General features: G+C 74.6%; 15 protein-coding genes. 7 read left to right on the top strand and 8 right to left on the bottom strand.

All coding sequences use genetic code 11. From position 1 onward, the window contains the following. Window positions 1–35: 35 nt before the first annotated feature. Window positions 36–977, bottom strand: coding sequence for a 5'-methylthioadenosine/S-adenosylhomocysteine nucleosidase family protein (locus EDD39_RS20455; protein ID WP_123558043.1), 942 nt, complete (start codon window positions 975–977; stop codon window positions 36–38). A 163-nt stretch (window positions 978–1,140) separates the two neighbouring features. Between EDD39_RS20455 and EDD39_RS20450 the strand changes: the two genes are divergently transcribed. Beyond that, the gene (locus tag EDD39_RS20450) at window positions 1,141–1,677 is read left to right on the top strand and encodes a hypothetical protein (RefSeq protein WP_123558041.1); all 537 of its coding nucleotides are present in this window, start codon (window positions 1,141–1,143) and stop codon (window positions 1,675–1,677) included. Window positions 1,678–1,741: 64 nt separating this feature from the next. Here the strand turns inward: EDD39_RS20450 and EDD39_RS20445 are convergent, their stop codons facing one another. The 3 genes from EDD39_RS20445 to EDD39_RS20435 are packed head-to-tail and all read right to left on the bottom strand — an operon-like array spanning window position 1,742 to window position 3,494. Then, window positions 1,742–2,614 carry a phosphate ABC transporter ATP-binding protein gene (locus EDD39_RS20445; protein WP_123558039.1) on the bottom strand — a complete coding sequence of 291 codons (873 nt, stop codon included), beginning with the start codon at window positions 2,612–2,614 and terminating at the stop codon, window positions 1,742–1,744. A gap of 26 nt (window positions 2,615–2,640) precedes the next feature. After that, complete coding sequence (locus EDD39_RS20440; RefSeq protein WP_208765545.1) at window positions 2,641–3,177, bottom strand: sortase family protein; 537 nt, start codon at window positions 3,175–3,177, stop codon at window positions 2,641–2,643. Then, on the bottom strand, window positions 3,081–3,494 hold the full coding sequence (locus EDD39_RS20435) for a hypothetical protein (protein ID WP_148089480.1): 414 nt from the start codon (window positions 3,492–3,494) through the stop codon (window positions 3,081–3,083). The genes EDD39_RS20440 and EDD39_RS20435 overlap by 97 nt, the downstream gene beginning before the upstream one ends. Window positions 3,495–4,265: 771 nt before the next feature. On the opposite strand from EDD39_RS20435, the gene EDD39_RS20430 reads away from it, so the two are divergent. From EDD39_RS20430 to EDD39_RS20420, 3 genes are all read left to right on the top strand, one after another. Continuing rightward, window positions 4,266–5,063, top strand: a complete 798-nt coding sequence (locus EDD39_RS20430; RefSeq protein WP_123558035.1) for an SDR family NAD(P)-dependent oxidoreductase — start codon at window positions 4,266–4,268, stop codon at window positions 5,061–5,063. Window positions 5,064–5,518: 455 nt separating this feature from the next. Further along, on the top strand, window positions 5,519–6,550 hold the full coding sequence (locus tag EDD39_RS20425) for a LacI family DNA-binding transcriptional regulator (RefSeq protein WP_123558033.1): 1,032 nt from the start codon (window positions 5,519–5,521) through the stop codon (window positions 6,548–6,550). A 217-nt stretch (window positions 6,551–6,767) separates the two neighbouring features. Beyond that, on the top strand, window positions 6,768–7,385 hold the full coding sequence (locus EDD39_RS20420; RefSeq protein WP_123558031.1) for a polysaccharide deacetylase family protein: 618 nt from the start codon (window positions 6,768–6,770) through the stop codon (window positions 7,383–7,385). A 139-nt stretch (window positions 7,386–7,524) separates the two neighbouring features. Here EDD39_RS20420 and EDD39_RS20415 read toward each other — a convergent pair whose 3' ends face one another. Together EDD39_RS20415 and xylB are read right to left on the bottom strand one after the other, a co-directional pair. After that, window positions 7,525–8,820, bottom strand: a complete 1,296-nt coding sequence (locus tag EDD39_RS20415; protein ID WP_123558029.1) for an ROK family protein — start codon at window positions 8,818–8,820, stop codon at window positions 7,525–7,527. Window positions 8,821–9,026: 206 nt separating this feature from the next. After that, on the bottom strand, window positions 9,027–10,454 hold the full coding sequence (gene xylB / locus EDD39_RS20410) for a xylulokinase (protein WP_123558027.1): 1,428 nt from the start codon (window positions 10,452–10,454) through the stop codon (window positions 9,027–9,029). A gap of 238 nt (window positions 10,455–10,692) precedes the next feature. On the opposite strand from xylB, the gene xylA reads away from it, so the two are divergent. Both xylA and EDD39_RS20400 read left to right on the top strand, forming a co-directional pair. After that, the gene (gene xylA / locus EDD39_RS20405; protein ID WP_123558025.1) at window positions 10,693–11,859 is read left to right on the top strand and encodes a xylose isomerase; all 1,167 of its coding nucleotides are present in this window, start codon (window positions 10,693–10,695) and stop codon (window positions 11,857–11,859) included. Window positions 11,860–12,008: 149 nt separating this feature from the next. After that, window positions 12,009–12,242 (top strand): hypothetical protein, encoded by a 234-nt coding sequence (locus tag EDD39_RS20400; RefSeq protein ID WP_123558023.1) that lies wholly within the window; start codon window positions 12,009–12,011, stop codon window positions 12,240–12,242. 98 nt (window positions 12,243–12,340) lie between these two features. Here EDD39_RS20400 and EDD39_RS20395 read toward each other — a convergent pair whose 3' ends face one another. Next, window positions 12,341–13,558, bottom strand: a complete 1,218-nt coding sequence (locus EDD39_RS20395) for an FAD-dependent oxidoreductase (protein WP_123558021.1) — start codon at window positions 13,556–13,558, stop codon at window positions 12,341–12,343. Between the two features lie 146 nt (window positions 13,559–13,704). On the opposite strand from EDD39_RS20395, the gene EDD39_RS20390 reads away from it, so the two are divergent. Further along, window positions 13,705–14,367, top strand: a complete 663-nt coding sequence (locus EDD39_RS20390; protein ID WP_123558019.1) for a TetR/AcrR family transcriptional regulator — start codon at window positions 13,705–13,707, stop codon at window positions 14,365–14,367. Between the two features lie 6 nt (window positions 14,368–14,373). Here EDD39_RS20390 and EDD39_RS20385 read toward each other — a convergent pair whose 3' ends face one another. Then, complete coding sequence (locus tag EDD39_RS20385) at window positions 14,374–15,570, bottom strand: aminotransferase class V-fold PLP-dependent enzyme (RefSeq protein ID WP_244256842.1); 1,197 nt, start codon at window positions 15,568–15,570, stop codon at window positions 14,374–14,376. Window positions 15,571–15,783: the final 213 nt, after the last annotated feature.

Here is a 15,783-nt window from a genome sequence, read left to right as displayed (position 1 = left end):
ACACCGGTTCGGCTGCCGCGGTCCCACCGGATTCGTCATCCGCGCTCGTGGTCAGGGCTCCCCGCTCCGAGATTGACGGTCAGCGAACCGTTCTGGACTCCGTACACGGTGCCCTTGCCGACGGCCTTGTTGACCTGGTGGTACTGCCGAGCGGGCTTTCCCTCCCCCGGTTCGCTCCCGGCGGCAGCCGGTCGCTTTCCCCATTCCTCGTCGCTCGGCAGCCCGGCGATGACGGCCGCGGTGGCCGCCGCCGCGTGGGCGGCCGCAAGGTGCTGGCTGCCCGTCGCGTCGGCCGCCGACTTGTTCCCGTCCGCGAAATCGCTGATCGCACGGATGGTCAGGGTCTCCGTGCCGGTGAGGGCCGCGGCGGCCGCGAGACCGGCGCTCTCGGTCTCGATCGCCGCGGCGTCGTTGAACTGGCGGTGCAGCAGTTCCCGCACCCGGGAGTCAACCGCGTTCAGCAGGACCTCGCCCGCGGCGATCGGCTTGATGTGCACCGCCGGTTCGACCGTTCCCCGTCCGGGTTTGATCCGGCCGTACCACTCCGTCCCCCGCAGGCTGTGCCGGGCGGTCTGCAGCAGCAGGTGCGACGGGTGCCACGCGGAGGGACGCGTCAACTCCTCGCCGCCGGGAACGTGTTTGGCCGCTTCGAACGCGTAGATCTTGTCGCCCACTACGACGTCGCCGAGGGCCAGGTCGTCCTTGAGGCCGCCCGCGACCCCGGTGAACAGGATCGCCGCCGGATCGAACCCGGTGCGGAGCTGTTCGGCGAGCACACCCGTCCGGATGTTTCCCGGTCCGAGTTCGGCCAGGACCACCGGCCTGCCGGTGCCCTCCAGCAGGCCGGTCTCGCAACGGGTCCCCCCGTGCGCCGCCCACTCGGGATCGATCAAGTGTTCCCGCATGGCATTGAATTCCACGCTGATCGCAGTCAGCACCAGCACCGGCCGCATCAAGCCGAACTTGCTTTCGAGCAAAGTGATTTCACCTTCCCGTCCCCCTCCAGATTAGCCGCCCGATCGGCACTCCGAGGCCCACCCGGAGCACTGCGGCACCCGTTCGAAATCGCAGCCTTCCCGCGCTCGAACCGGTGAGCCACAATGTTCGAAAGGCACCACGGCTGCGGGGCGGGGAGGACGCGTGGCGGAGAGCGGGATCACCGTGGAGAAACTGCTCGTGATCGAATACGAGCGGCTCAAGGAGGAACAGAAGAGCCGAATAGGATTCCGCGACAATCTGCTCTACGTCACCCTCGCCGCAGTTCTCACCCTGCTCATCGGCTCAGCCCAGACCCGGCAGCCCGCCCTGCTGCTGGCGCTGCCGGTGACGACAACCGTCCTGGGCTGGACGTACCTGATGAACGATCAGATGATCAGTTCGATCGGGCGCTACGTACGGACCGACCTCGGACCCCGGCTCGGCGCGCTCGCCGGGGAGAGCGGCTGCCCGTTCGGATGGGAAGCAGCGCACCGGAGCGACGGCGCCCGGCAGTGGCGCAAGCGGATGCAGTGTGCGGTCGACCTGCTCGCCTTCGCCGTGGTGCCGATCGCCGCCCTCGTCACCTTCTGGACCAGGGGCGGGGGGAACGGCCTCACACTGGCCGGCTCCTTGCTGGAGGCCCTGGCCGTGCTCGTCCTGGCCGTCCAGATCGTGCGGTACCTGGACACCTCCGGATAGCCCCGGCACCCTCCTCGGGCCGCCGGGGCACGATCGAGCACCCGCCCTGGTTCCTGACGGTGCGTCAGCCGAAGCGGCCGTTGACGTAGTCGGCGGTGCGCCGGTCGGCGGGATCGGTGAAGAGGCGTTCGGTGGGGCCGGACTCGACGATCCGGCCGGGGGTGTCGTGGGTGGCGAGGAAGAACGCGCAGGACTGGGAGACGCGTTGGGCCTGCTGCATGTTGTGGGTGACGATGACGATGGTGACCCGGTGGCGCAGTTCGGCGATGGTCTCCTCGATCCGGCGGGTGGAGGTGGGGTCGAGGGCGGAGCAGGGTTCGTCCATCAGCAGGATCTCCGGGGAGACGGCGAGCGAGCGGGCGGTGCACAGGCGCTGCTGCCGGCCGCCGGAGAGCGCGCAGCCGGGGGTGCCGAGGCGGGTGCTGACCTCGTCCCACAGGCCGGCCTGGCGCAGGCTGGACTCGACCAGGTGGTCGCGTTCGTCGCGGCTCGCCTTGATGCCGGCCAGTTTGAGCCCGCTGACCACGTTGTCGTGGATGGACATGGTGGGGAACGGGTTGGGGCGCTGGAAGACCATGCCGATCCGGCGGCGGGGCGGCGGCCGGGGGCGTAGACGTCCTCGCCGGCCAGCGGGACCTCGCCGGCCAGGGCGGCGCCGCGCACCATCTCGTGCATCCGGTTGAGGATCCCGCAGGTAGGTGGACTTCCCGCAGCCGGACGGGCCGATCAGGGCGGTGATCTCGCCGGGCCGCATGGCGAACGAGACCCGTTCGAGGACCTTGCGCTGCCCGAACCAGGCGGTGACGTCGCGGGTCTCCAGCCCGGAGAGGGCGGTCGGCGGCGCCCCGGCGGGCACCGGCGGCAGCGGCACCGTGGGCGGGTCGTCCCGGTCTCCGGACTCCTGGACGGGGAAGGGGGGTTGGGCGGTCTCGGTCATCGGCGGGCGGTCCTTTCCCGGGGAGCTCAGTAGACGTTGGGGAGCAGGGCGGCGGCGTTCTCGTACACCGACCAGAGCAGGGCGGCGACCACCGGCGCGAAGCACAGGTAGGCGGCGGCGCAGCGCCAGCGGCAGGCTGCGACGACGGCCGCGACGACGGCCGCGGTGACGGCCGACAGCAGGGCCGGCGACCAGAGTTGGAGCGCGGACAGGGCGCCCTTGTCGGCGGCCAGCACCTTGTCGGCGGGGGTGGTGGCGGGCCGCCTGGCACCGGCCGGTTCGGGGTCGCCGTCGAGCCGGGCGCCGAGCAGCACGGTGCTGGTGGGGGTCCAGTCGGAGTTCCCGGTGACCAGCACCAGCCGGTTGGGGGCGGTGTCCTGGATCGGGTGGTCGCCGTCGCCGTAGGTGTTGACGGTGTAGTGGAAGCTGCCCTGGCCGGTGGTGACGTCGATCCGGTCGCCGACCTTCAGCCGGACGGCAGGACCGATCCCCCGCCGCCCAGGCGGCGCAGCCGTTGGACGTGGTCGGCGCCCTGGAGGAAGGCGGTCACGCTCTGCTGGCACTGGTCACGGCGCAGGTAGCCCCGGGCGCTGCGGGCGATCGCCTCACCGCCGCCCGCACCGGCCCGGGTGGTACGGGCGGGGAGGTGCGCCGTCCAGACCCACAGGGGGTCCTCGCGTTGGCCGAGCACGAACCGCAGGGCCGCCCGTTCAGCCAGCAACTCCCCTATCCCGGCAGCGAGTTCGCGGTCGTTGCGGTAGGCGCGGACAGCCGGGGCGAGCCGCCGCCCGTTCGCGGCCACCAGCGACCAGCCGACCCGGCCGTCCGCCCCGCGCACCGACACCAGCCGGGGGCCGCGGCCGACCTCCACTCCGCCCACACCCCGCCCCCGGCCCCGCCCGCACCATCGCCACCGGCAGCGCCCACGCCGCCGACGGCTACGGGCTGCGCACCCGTCACGGGCTGTGCACCGGCCACGGCTTGCGCGCCGGCCACGGGCTGCGCGCCGGCCTCCGCCATCCTGGCCACCAAGGCCATGAACCGCCGGAACGCGTTCTGGCAGGTCGCGTAACGCTCGTACGCCCGGCTGGACTTGACCAGCGGATTGCCTCGCGGTCCGGGGACCACCCAGGTCCATCCCAGCCCGTCGCGGACATGGGTGATCCGCGCCACCAGCGCCGGCCCCAGGGCGACCAGCTCCGCGAACGCCCGTTCGGCGCCCGCTCCGTGAACAGGCCCTCCCCGCGCACCGCCGCTACCCCCGGATCTTCCGCCGGATCACAGCCGTTCCCCGGCCGCGCCACCGAACGCCCTGCCGCCCCGCGTGAACCGCGAACCGGACGCACATCGTCACGCCGCGAACGCTATGTGTGCACGGAGGAAGTCCGGAAGTGGAATCCCTCCCACGCCGACGCTGTTCGCCCCGAAGTTCTCCCTTGTTAATGCGGCGGCGCTTTCCGGAGCGCGGCGCCCGCCGATTCGACGGAGCCCGGAGTTCGCCCGCCCATTGCCCGCGCTTTGCCCGCGCCCTCCAGTCATGTGCACCATGCATATTATGTGCATCATACACAGCATATGTATGATGCACATGACCGGGGAGCGGCCCGTTTCCCCCGCCCTCCCCTCCCGGAACCACGGAAGGACGCACGCCATGACACGCCTCAAGGACAAGGTCGCGGTGATCACCGGAGCCGGCAGCGGCATCGGCCGGGCCGCCGCCGAACTGATGGCCGCCCAGGGCGCCCTGGTGGTCGCCGCCGACTACGACGGCGCGGCCGCCGAGGAGACCGCCCGCCTGGTCGAGGCGGCCGGCCGGCACGCCCTGCCGGTCACCGTCGACGTCACCGACGAGCACTCGCTCGAGGAGCTGTTCGCCACCGCCGTCCGCGAGTTCGGCACCCTCGACGTGCTCTGCAACCACGTCGGCGGCACCGACCCGCGCCGCGACCTCGACCTGCTGCGGATGGACTTCGAGGAGTTCGACCGGGCCGTCGCCCGCAACGTCCGCTCCACCCTGATCGGCTCCCGCCTCGCCCTGCCGCACCTGATCCGGGCCGGCGGCGGGTCCATCATCAACACCGCCTCGGTCGCCGCCCTGGTCGGCGACGTCACCCAGACCGCGTACGGCGCGGTCAAGGCCGCGGTGGTCAGCATCACCAAGTCCATCGCCGTCCAGTACGGCCCGCAGCGCGTCCGCTGCAACGCGATCGCCCCCGGCGCCGTCCTCACCCCCGCCCTGCGCGACAACCTCCCCCAGCCGGTCATCGACTCCCTGCTCGCCGTCAACGCCCTGCCCTACCTCGGCGCCCCCGAGGACATCGCCCACACCATGGTCTTCCTCGCCTCCGACGAGTCCCGCTACCTCACCGGCCAACTCCTCGTCGTCGACGGCGGCATGACCACCCAGTCCCCCGCCGCCCCCGGCCGCCGCGCCATGCTCCCCTCCTGACGGGACGTACCGGGTCGAAGCAGGAGGCCCGGTACGTGGCCGCCGGCAGGTGAGCACCGCCCTCCCCCCGAGCCGTCGAGCTCCGGGGTCAGAGCGCGCCCCTGCCGGTTCGGCCGGGAGACCGTGACCGACCGACCGCCTGCCGCGCCGCGTCCTTCGCAGGCTCCTTCCCGGCCGAACCGCAGCAGCGGGTCCTGGCCGACTGGACGGCGCGCGGCTTCCCGACAGCGGACTGAGCGGACGCGCTGAACGGACGCGCCGAGCGAACGGGCCGAGCGAACGGGCCGAGCAAACGGGCGGTGCGCACCCCCACTCCGCCGACAGGTTTCGTTGGTAAAATGAATGTTTCGACGGTGCTATGACACGCACACGTCCGGGCCAGGGCCGCCCGCCGCCGGCGCCCGCGGTTCGTACACCGTCCCGCCCCGCCTTCCGGGGGCGCTACTATCCGTGCCATGAGCGCTGCAGAACTCGAACCCGACCCCGCACCGACCCTGTCGGAGATCGCCCGGGCGGCCGGCGTCTCGGCGCCGACAGTTTCGAAAGTGCTGAACGGCCGGGCCGACGTCGCGCCCGCCACCCGGGCCAAGGTCGAGGAGATCCTGCGCCGCACCGGCTACCAGCGCCGCCGCACCGCCGCACCGCCGTCCCGGCTGCTCGACCTGGTGTTCCACCAGCTCGACAGCGCCTGGGCGATGGAGGTGATCCGGGGGGTGGAGAACGTCGCCCGGGACGAGGGGCTGAGCGTGGTGCTCTCCGAGTCCGCGGGGCGGCTCACCCCGGGGCAGACCTGGGTGGACGGCGTGCTGGCCCGGCGGCCGGCCGGGGTGGTGCTGGTGCTGTCCGAGCTGGACGCCGCCCAGCGCGACCAACTCACCAGCCGGGACATCCCGTTCGTGGTGCTGGACCCGGCCGGCGACCCGGCCGAGGGGGTGCCAGCGGTCGGCACCGGCAACTGGCAGGGCGGCCTGGCCGCCACCCGCCACCTGCTCGACCTCGGCCACCGCCGGATCGGCATGATCTCCGGGCCGTCCGGCATGATGTGCAGCCGCGCCCGGATCGACGGCTACCGCACCGCGCTGGGCACCGCCCGGCTGCCGGTGGACCCGGAGCTGATCCTGGAGGGCAACTTCCACCACGAGGCCGGGTACGCCGCCGCCCGCACCCTGCTCACCCGGCCCGACCGGCCCACCGCGATCTTCGCGGGCAACGACCTGCAGGCCCTCGGCGTGTACGAGGCCGCCCGCGAGCTCGGCCTGCGGGTGCCGGAGGACCTCTCGGTGGTCGGCTTCGACGACCTGCCGCTGGCCCGCTGGGTCGGCCCGCCGCTCACCACGGTGCGCCAGCCGCTGGTGGAGATGGCCGAGACCGCGGCCCGGCTGGCGATCGGGCTGGGTCGCGGCGAGCACCCCTCCGCCACCCGCGTCGACCTCGCCACCAGCCTGGTCGTCCGCGCCAGCACCGCCCCGCCGCCGGCCGGCGACTGAACGACACCTCCGTTCCGCTCCGACCGCGCGCGCGACCCGGACCGTCCGGGCCGCGCGCGAGTGGTTGACGCCCCCGCCGGGCTCCCCTACCGTCGTCCGGGTCGCACCGTAACATTCGACCAGAGTTCGAAACTTTCGCCCTCGACCGGGTGACGGACGGCGAGCGACGGACAGCGAGCAGCGAGCACGGGTGCCGAGCACCAGGAGGGGGAGCACCATGGCCGATCCGGCCTCCCTGACCGACACCGCGGACCGGCCGCCGTCACGGCTGCCGCAGCCGCCGTCCGGCACTCTCGCGCTGACCTTCGACGACGGCCCGCACCCGGACTCCACTCCGGAGCTGCTCGCCGCGCTCACCGCCGCCGGCCACCGCGCGACCTTCTTCCTGTGCGGCGAGCAGGCCGAGCGGCACCCCGAACTGGTCCGCGCCCTCGACCGGGCCGGGATGGCGATCGGCAACCACAGCTGGTCGCACCCGTCGCTGCCCGGCCTGCCGCTGCCCGCCGCCCGGGAGGAGATCGAGCGCACCAACCGGGTACTGACCGCGCTCACCGGCCGCCCGCCGACGCTGTTCCGCCCGCCGTACGGGGACACCGGCCCGACGATCCGCGAGCTCGCCACCGCGGCGGGCCTGACCGAGACGCTCTGGGACGTCGACACCCTCGACTGGAACGGCGTGCCGCCCGCCGAGGTCGCCGCCGCGGTGGCCGCGGCCCGCCCGGGCGACACCGTGCTGCTGCACGACCACGGCAACCGCAACACCGTCACCGCGCTGCCCGCCGTCCTGACCGCACTCGCCGCCCGCGGCCTGCGATCGGTGCCCCTCCCCCGCTAGCCCCTCCCCGCCGACCCTCCCGACCCCTCCCGATTCCTCCCGGCTCCGCCCTCGCGCTCCGGTGGCCGGACGCACCCGCCCAGCACCACGCGTCCGGCCACCGGTGGACCACCGGTTGCAGGCACCTGCCGGGGGCCGGTCAGGCGGCCTCGGGCAGCCAGAGTCCGGCCGGGTCGGTGTGCAGGCCGCGGACGGTGACCAGGGCCGCGCCGAGGACGGGCCCGCGACGGCCCAACGGCGAGGCGCGCAGGGCCTCTTCGGGCCAGGGGCGGACCCGGATCAGTGCGGCCAGCTCGGTCCGCATCGCGGGCAGCAGCCACTGCGCGAGGTCGGCGTAGCCGCCGCCGAGGACCAGCGAGTCGGGGTCGACCAGGTTGACCGCGGCGGCCAGTGCGGTGCCGAGCGCGGTGCCGGCGTGCTGGAGCGCGCGCCGGGTGTCCGGGTCGCCCTCCTCCGCGCGCCGGGCCAACTCCGCGATGGGGTCGCAATCCTGACGGCTCGTCAGGCTCGATCCCCCGTCCGGCTCGGCCGGTTCGGACAGTTCGTCGAGCTCGTCGGTGAACCCGGCGGAGCGGAGCACGGCGGCCAGGCCGGCGTACGGTTCGAGGCAGCCGCGGGCGCCGCAGGAGCAGGTGCGGCCGTCGGGGCGGACGGTGAGGTGGCCGAGTTCGCCGGCGAAGCCCCGGACGCCGGGGAACAGCCGCCCGTCCAGGACGAGCGCGCCGCCGATGCCCTCCCCGGCCGAGACGTGCACGAAGGTGCCGCTGCCGGTGCCCTGCCAGAGTTCGGCGAGCGCGCCGAGGTTGGCCTCGTTCCCGACGGTGGGGGCGGTGCCGGGGCCGGGCCACAGTTCGGTGACGTCGACCTGGTGCCAGCCCAGGTTGGGGGCGTGCTCGACCCGGCTGGTGGGGTCCTCCAGCGGGACGCTGCCGGGGACGGCGAGCACCCGGCCGACCACCCGCAGGCCGAGTTCGACGGCCTCGCGTTCGGCCAGGCCGGCGAGTTCGGCGAGTTCGGCGATGGTCTGCTCGGCGGGGCGGCCCGCGTTGGGGGCGGGGCGGTGCAGTTCGACCCGGACCTCGCCGCGCAGGTCGAGGACGCAGGCGCTGAGGTGTTCCACGCCGATCTCCAGGCCCAGCCCGGCCGGGCCGTTCCCGTTCAGCACCAGGGCCCGGCCGGGGCGGCCGACCCGGCCGCTGCGCTCCAGTTCGCCCTCCAGCAGCAGGCCGCCGCCGATGAGTTCGTCGACCAGGCTGGAGACGGCGGTGCGGGTCAGCCCGGTGCGGCCGGCCACGTCGGCGCGGGAGAGCGGGTGGGCGGCGGCGACGGTGCGCATTACCAGGGCGAGGTTCTGCCGCCGCATGTCCTGCTGCGAGGCGGGTCCACGCCTGGCCGCCAGGTCGCCGTCGGCCGCCTGCTGCCCGTCCGCTGCCACGTCTGCCCCGTCCCTCCGCGCCGCTGTCCGCGCCGTACCGTCGTCCGCCGGGCCGCCGCGGCCCGCCGCCTGTCCGTTGGCCGCTGCCGACCCTGTCCCTGCCCGATCCCCGCCTGACGCGTGACGCCTGCCCGGACGGTCCGGACGGTCCGGGCCGGTCGGCCGGTGCCGGTGTCGTCACCGGCGGCCGGCCGGCCCGGTGGGCGTCACCGCGGGCCGTCCCCCTGGAGGACGGCCGTCTGCGAAATGGTAGTCCCGATCCGTTCGAGGGCCGCGTCGTCCCGGGCGAGGGCGGGCAGCACCGGGCCGTCGGCGGTGCCCCAGCGGCGGGCGACGGCGTCGGCGCGCTCGCCGGTGAGCAGGGCGGCGGCCTGGGCGGCGGCGCCGAGGGCCACCAGTTCGCGGGCGGCGGGCAGTTGGACGGGGCGGCCGGAGAGCCGGCGGACGGTGTCCTGCCAGGCCCGGCCCTGGGCGCCGCCGCCGATCAGCAGGATCGGCTGCTCGGGGTCGACCGCCTCGGGGCCGTCGACGGCGAGGACGTCGTCGAGGGCGGCGAGCAGCGAGTACGCGGCGCCGTCGTAGGCGGCCTGGAGGAGCTGGCCGGGGGTGGTGTCGTGGCGCAGGCCGTGCAGTAGGCCGCTGGCGTGCGGGAGGGCGGGGGTGCGTTCGCCGTCGAGGTAGGGCAGCAGGACGGCGCTGCCGCCGGGTTCGACGTCCTGGCGGTCGCGGCCGAGCAGGGTGGCGATCCGGTCGACGGCGAGGGTGCAGTTGAGGGTGCAGGCGAGCGGGAGCCAGCCGTCGAGGGCGTCGGCGAAGCCGGCGACGGTGCCGGTGGGGTCGGCGGGGCGGTGGCGGGCGACGGTGTAGACGGTGCCGGAGGTGCCGAGGCTGAGCACGGGGGTGCCGGTGGTGAGGCCGAGGCCGAGGGCGGCGGCCATGTTGTCGCCGGTGCCGGTGGCGATCGGGGTGCCGGGGCGCAGCGGTCCGCCGGGGAGGGCGTGTCCGGCGGGGGTGCCGGCCGGGGTGACGGCGGGGAGCAGGGCGGGGTCGAGGCCGATCCGGTCGAGGACGGCGGCGTGGTAGCCGTCGGGGGTCCACCAGCCGGTGCCGGAGGCGTCGCCGCGGTCGGTGGTGGCGGTGCCGGTGAGGCGTTCGGTGAGGTAGTCGTGCGGGAGGCGGACGGCGGCGGTGCGGTCGGCGTTGCCGGGTTCGGTGGCGCGCAGCCAGGCCCACTTGGCGGCGGTGAAGGAGGCGCCGGGGACGCTGCCGATCTCGGTGGCCCACCAGTGGGCGCCGAACTTCCGTACCAGGTCGGCTGCTTGGGGCGCGGAGCGGACGTCGTTCCAGAGCAGGGCGGGCCGGACGGGGGCGCCGGTGGCGTCGAGGGTGACGAGGCCGTGCTGCTGTCCGCCGATGGCCAGGGCCTGGGCGCGGTCGGCCCAGCCGGTGGCGGCGACGGCGGCGGTGAGGGCGTCCCACCACTGGGCGGGGTCGCTCTCCTGGCCGTGGCGGGAGTCGACCCGGTGGGGGGCGCGGCCTTCGCCGAGGACGCGTCCGGTGTCGGCGTCGACGGCCAGGGCCTTGGTGGACTGGGTCGAGCTGTCGACGCCGATCACCACCTGCGGGTGTGCCATGGGCGTGCTCCTGTCTGCGGTCGTCCGGCCAGGGGTCCGTGGTCGTCCGGCCAGGGGTTTTCTTCGGGGTTGCGCGTGGGGGCTTCCCCTCGCGGGCTCGGCCATACTAATTTGTCTTCCGGCCTTACGAATAGCCCCCAATCCGGGTTACCGTCAGTGCCGGGCCCGATCCGTGTCGGGCCGCCGGTCGATCCCCCGATCGCCCCGCCCGGTCGATCACCAGCGTTTGGAGTACGCGATGAGCCAGCTCACCCCCACCCCCGCCGACAAGTTCACCTTCGGCCTGTGGACGGTCGGCTGGCAGGGCCGCGACCCGTTCGGCGACGCCACCCGTCCGGCCCTGGACCCGGTCGAGTCGGTGCAGAAGCTGGCCGAGCTGGGCGCGTACGGCGTGACCTTCCACGACGACGACCTGATCCCGTTCGGCTCCTCGGACGCGGAGCGGGAGGCGATCGTCAAGCGCTTCCGGGGCGCCCTGGAGTCCACCGGCCTGCGGGTGCCGATGGCCACCACCAACCTGTTCACCCACCCGGTCTTCAAGGACGGCGCGTTCACCGCCAACGACCGCGACGTGCGCCGCTACGCGCTGCGCAAGACCATCCGCAACATCGACCTGGCGGTCGAGCTGGGCGCGAGCGTGTACGTCGCGTGGGGCGGCCGGGAGGGCGCGGAGCACGGCGCCTCCAAGGACGTCCGGGTCGCGCTGGACCGGCTGAAGGAGGCCTTCGACCTGCTCGGCGACTACGTCACGGAGCAGGGCTACGACCTGCGCTTCGCCATCGAGCCGAAGCCGAACGAGCCGCGCGGCGACATCCTGCTGCCGACCATCGGCCACGCGCTGGCGTTCATCGAGCGCCTGGAGCGCCCGGAGCTGGTCGGCCTCAACCCGGAGGTCGGCCACGAGCAGATGGCGGGCCTGAACTTCCCGCACGGCATCGCCCAGGCGCTGTGGTCGGGCAAGCTGTTCCACATCGACCTGAACGGCCAGTCCGGCATCAAGTACGACCAGGACTTCCGGTTCGGCGCGGGCGACCTGCGGCAGGCGTTCTGGCTGGTCGACCTGCTGGAGTCGTCCGACTACCAGGGCCCGCGGCACTTCGACTTCAAGCCGCCGCGCACCGAGGACTTCGCCGGCGTGTGGGAGTCCGCGGCCGGGAACATGCGCAACTACCTGCTGCTCAAGGAGCGCGCGCTGGCCTTCCGCGCCGACTCCGAGGTGCAGGAGGCGCTGCGCGCCGCCCGCCTCGACCAGCTCGCCCTGCCGACCGCCGCCGACGGCCTGTCCGCGCTGCTCGCCGACCGCTCCGCGTTCGAGGAGTTCGACGTCACCGCCGCCGCCGAGCGCGGCATGGCCTTCGAGCGCCTCGACCAGCTCGCCATCGAGCACCTGCTCGGCGCCCGCTGACCGCAGCGCCCCCGACCACCGGCCGACCCCCCTTCCCCGCGGGGTCGGCCGGTGCGGTTCTCTCCCCGAATCCCTCGCACACCACCTCTGCTGACGGATCGTCGAGCAGCTGGAACAGGGGAAGGGACCGACCGAGAGGGAGGGAACCCGTGGAGCTGATCCACGCCTGGCGGATGCAGAAACCCGTCGCGGACGCCAGGACCGCCCACCAGCGGGGCGGCCTGGCGTTCGTCACCGGCTTCGACCTCGACCGGCCGGTGCCGATGCGGCGGATCCGCGAGGAGATCGACGTCGTCATCCGCGCGGTGGAGGCGGTCGGCCGGCGCTGCGTAGGCGTCGAACCGTTCCTCGCCTCGGTGGAGATCGGCTTCGTCCGGGCCTGACCCTCCTCGCGCCTTCTCACCGCGGGAGAACGCCCGGCCGGTAGTCGTCACACCTTCTCACTGCGGGAGAACGCCCGGCCGGTAGTCGCAACACCTTCTCACTGCGGGAGCGCGCCCGGCCGGTAGTCGTACAGCCAGTCCGTGGAACGGGTGTACATCCGGGTGAACACCAGCGGCATCACCGCCTCCCGGACCAGGGAGGCCAGCGGCCCCGCGGTCTTGGCGTCCCGGTTGGCGGCCGCCGCACGGGCCAGTTTCCCGGCCCGGCCGGCGCGTTCGCGCTCGAAGGCGGCCAGCGCGGCGGGCAGCCCGGACGCGGCGGGCGCACCCGGCGCGGAGTGCAGGGCCCGGGCCAGCGCGATCGCGTCCTCCAGCGCCATCGAGGCGCCCTGCCCCGCACCCACCGGGTGCGCGGCGTCGCCGACCAGCACGCACCGCCCGTCCTGGCGGCGCGGCACCGGCGGCAGGACGTGGAACAGCGTCGCCGCGTCGATCCGCTCCGTCGCGCCGAGGATCCGCCGGGGCACCGCCTCGGACCCGAACACCTCGGCCAGCTCCTCCGCGCCGAGCTTGATCTCGGCGGGTGCGACGGGGTCGGCGATCTGCGCCGACCACCACACGGTGCCGTCCGGCGCGGGCAGGTGCGCGAACGCGCCGCGCCGCCCGAAGGTCATGTTGAACGTCCGCCCCGGGCCCGCCTCCGGCACGCCGCGTGCGATGCCCGCGACGCCGTACAGCCCCGCGTACGCGGGCGACGGCGCGTCCGGGTCGAGCATCCGCCGGACGGTCGAGCGCAGCCCGTCCGCGCCGACCACCAGGTCGGCCCCGGCCACCGCTCCGACCACCGCTCCGGCCTCCGCCCCGCCGCCCGGCCCCTCCCCCGCACCGGGCCCGTGCAGCCCCTCGCCGGGGCCGCGCAGCCCTTCACCGGGCCCGGGCAGCCGCTCGCCGACCACGATCCGCGCCCCGAGCCGGACCGCCTCGGCCCGCAGCGCCGCCACCAGGTCGGCCCGCATCAGCGTCACGCTGCGCAGCGGGTCGTCCGCCCTCCGGCCGCGCGGGACGTCGCCCAGCAGCCTGCCGCGCCCCGACCACATCCGCTGCCGGTCGACCTCGAAGCCCGCCGCCCGCACCGCCTCCAGGCAGCCCAGCGACTCCAGCGCCCGCAGGCCGTTGACGGCCAGGCTCAGGAACGCTCCGACCGGTCCCGCCGGGTCCGGGTACGCCTCGTACACCGTCACCTCGGCGCCGATCCGGCGCAGCGCGATCGCGCTCGCCGCACCGGCCACTCCCCCGCCGATCACTACCGCCTTCATTGGCCCACCCCTCACTGAATCCTCGTTCAATGAATCGATATTCACTGAACCGGCCGTCAGTATGATGTCCGCACGAGCGGCGGGTCAAGGCCCGGCCGGAACGGGTCGGGGCACGGGCCAGGACGAGGCGAGGGAGGCCGGACGCGATGAGCGTGCGCAAGGCGCAGGCGGCGGAGACCAGGGCGGCACTGCTGGAGGCCGCCCGGCGGCAGTTCGTCGAACGCGGCTACCTCAACACGAAGATCACCGACATCACCGCGGCGGCCGGCCGGGCCACCGGCTCGTTCTACGCGCACTTCGCCGACAAGGACGAACTGCTGCGGGCCCTGCTCGACGACGCCCGCGCCCAGGCCCGCGAGCAGGTGGTCGCGCAGGTCCACCCGCGCGACCACGACCTCGGCGACCGGTCCCAGCTGCACGCGCACCTCGGCGCGTCCTGGCAGGCGATGCGCGACCACCTCCCGGTCACCATCGCCCTGTTCGAATCGATCGTCGCCGAGGGCCCCCGCTCCGGCCGGGCCTGGCAGCGCCTCACCGCGGACACCGACGTCCTGCGCGACCACCTCGACTACCTCCGCGAGCAGGGCCGCCCCCTCCCCGGCGACCCCGCCCTGCTCGCCCCGGCGATGGGCGCGATGCTCGGCATGCTCTCCTACGCCCTGCTCACCACCGACCGCCCGGCCCACGGCGACGCCGAGGTGGTCGACACCCTCACCGACCTCCTCCTGCACGGCCTCGCCGGCCGCCCCGCACCGCCGGAACCCGGATCCGACACCGACACCGGCACCGGCACCGGCACCGGAATCTGACCCCCGCTACGCCCCCGTCGGCCCCACCACCGGGGCGGGCAGTGCCTCGACCAGGCGGTCGAGTTCGGCCTCGGTGTTGTAGTAGGGCGGCGAGGCGCGGACGACCGAGGCGAGCGAGCGGGAGTCGAAGTCCCAGCGGGCGTACTCGGCGAGGGAGACCGAGACGTTGACCCCCGCGGCGCGGAGGGCACCGGCGACGTCCTGGCTGTCGCGGCCCTCGACGGTGAAGGTGACGAGGGCGCACCGGCGCGCGCCCCGGTCGTGCACCCGCACCCCGGGGCGGGCCCGCAGGCGCTCGCGCAGGGCGGCGCCCAGGCGGGTGGCGCGCTCGGCGATCGCGTCCGGGCCGAGGGCGAGGGCGTACTCGGCGGCGACGCCGAGGCCGATCCGGGCGGCGTGGTTGGCCTCCCAGCTCTCGAACCGGCGGGCGTCGGCGCGGACCCGGTAGCTGTCCGCCGAGGTCCAGGTCGCCGCGTGCAGGTCGAGGAACGGGGGTTCCAGCCGGGCGCGGATCCGCGGCGAGCAGTACAGGAAGCCGGTGCCGCGCGGGCCGCGCAGGAACTTGCGGCCGGGCGCGGTGAGCAGGTCGCAGCCGATCCGGCCGACGTCCAGGGGCAGTTGGCCGACGGACTGGCAGGCGTCCAGCAGGTAGACGGCGCCGGCCTCGCGGGCCGCCCTCCCGATCTCGGCGGCCGGGTTGACCAGGCCGCCCTGGGTGGGCACGTGGGTGACCGCGATCAGTCTGACCCGTTCGTCGACCATCGCGCGCAGCGCGTCGACGTCGAGCTGCCCGTCGGCGTCGTCGGGGACGGTCTCCACGCTCACCCCGTGGCGGCGGGCCGTCTGCAGGAAGGCGATGGCGTTGCTCGCGTACTCGGCCCGGGCCGTCAGGATCCGGTCGCCCGGTGCCCAGGGCAGCGCGTAGAACGCCATGTCCCAGGCCCTGGTGGCGTTCTCCACCAGCGCGATGTCGTCCCGTCCGGCCCCGATCAGCCCGGCCAGCGCGTCGTACGTCCGCTCGATCCGCCCGGCCCGCCGCCGCGCCGCCTCGTACCCCCCGACCTCCTCCTCCAGCCGCAGGTGCTCCACCACCGCGTCCACCACCGCCCGGGGCTGCAGCGCCGCCCCCGCGTTGTCGAGGTGCACCACCCGTCCGACCCCGGCCGTCTCCCGCCGCACCCGCTCGACGTCGATCCCCGCCACCAGCGCCCACCCCTCCCGCGACCACGGCCGTCGGGGGTTCCCTACCCCGCTTCCGCCCCGCGGCACCGCCCCGTCGCGCGGGCTGCCATCACCGTCGCCAGCGTCCGCCGGTCCGTGATCCACCCCGTGCGTCCGGCCCGGACGGAGCGCCGGACGGACTCCAGGACGGCCGCGTCCACGGCGGCGGGCCGGGCCAGGCGCGCCCGCATGTAG

This window comes from Kitasatospora cineracea (assembly GCF_003751605.1).
GTDB lineage: Bacteria > Actinomycetota > Actinomycetes > Streptomycetales > Streptomycetaceae > Kitasatospora > Kitasatospora cineracea.
Note: the sequence above shows the minus strand (reverse complement) of the source record. Positions and strands in the feature narration are given on the sequence as shown.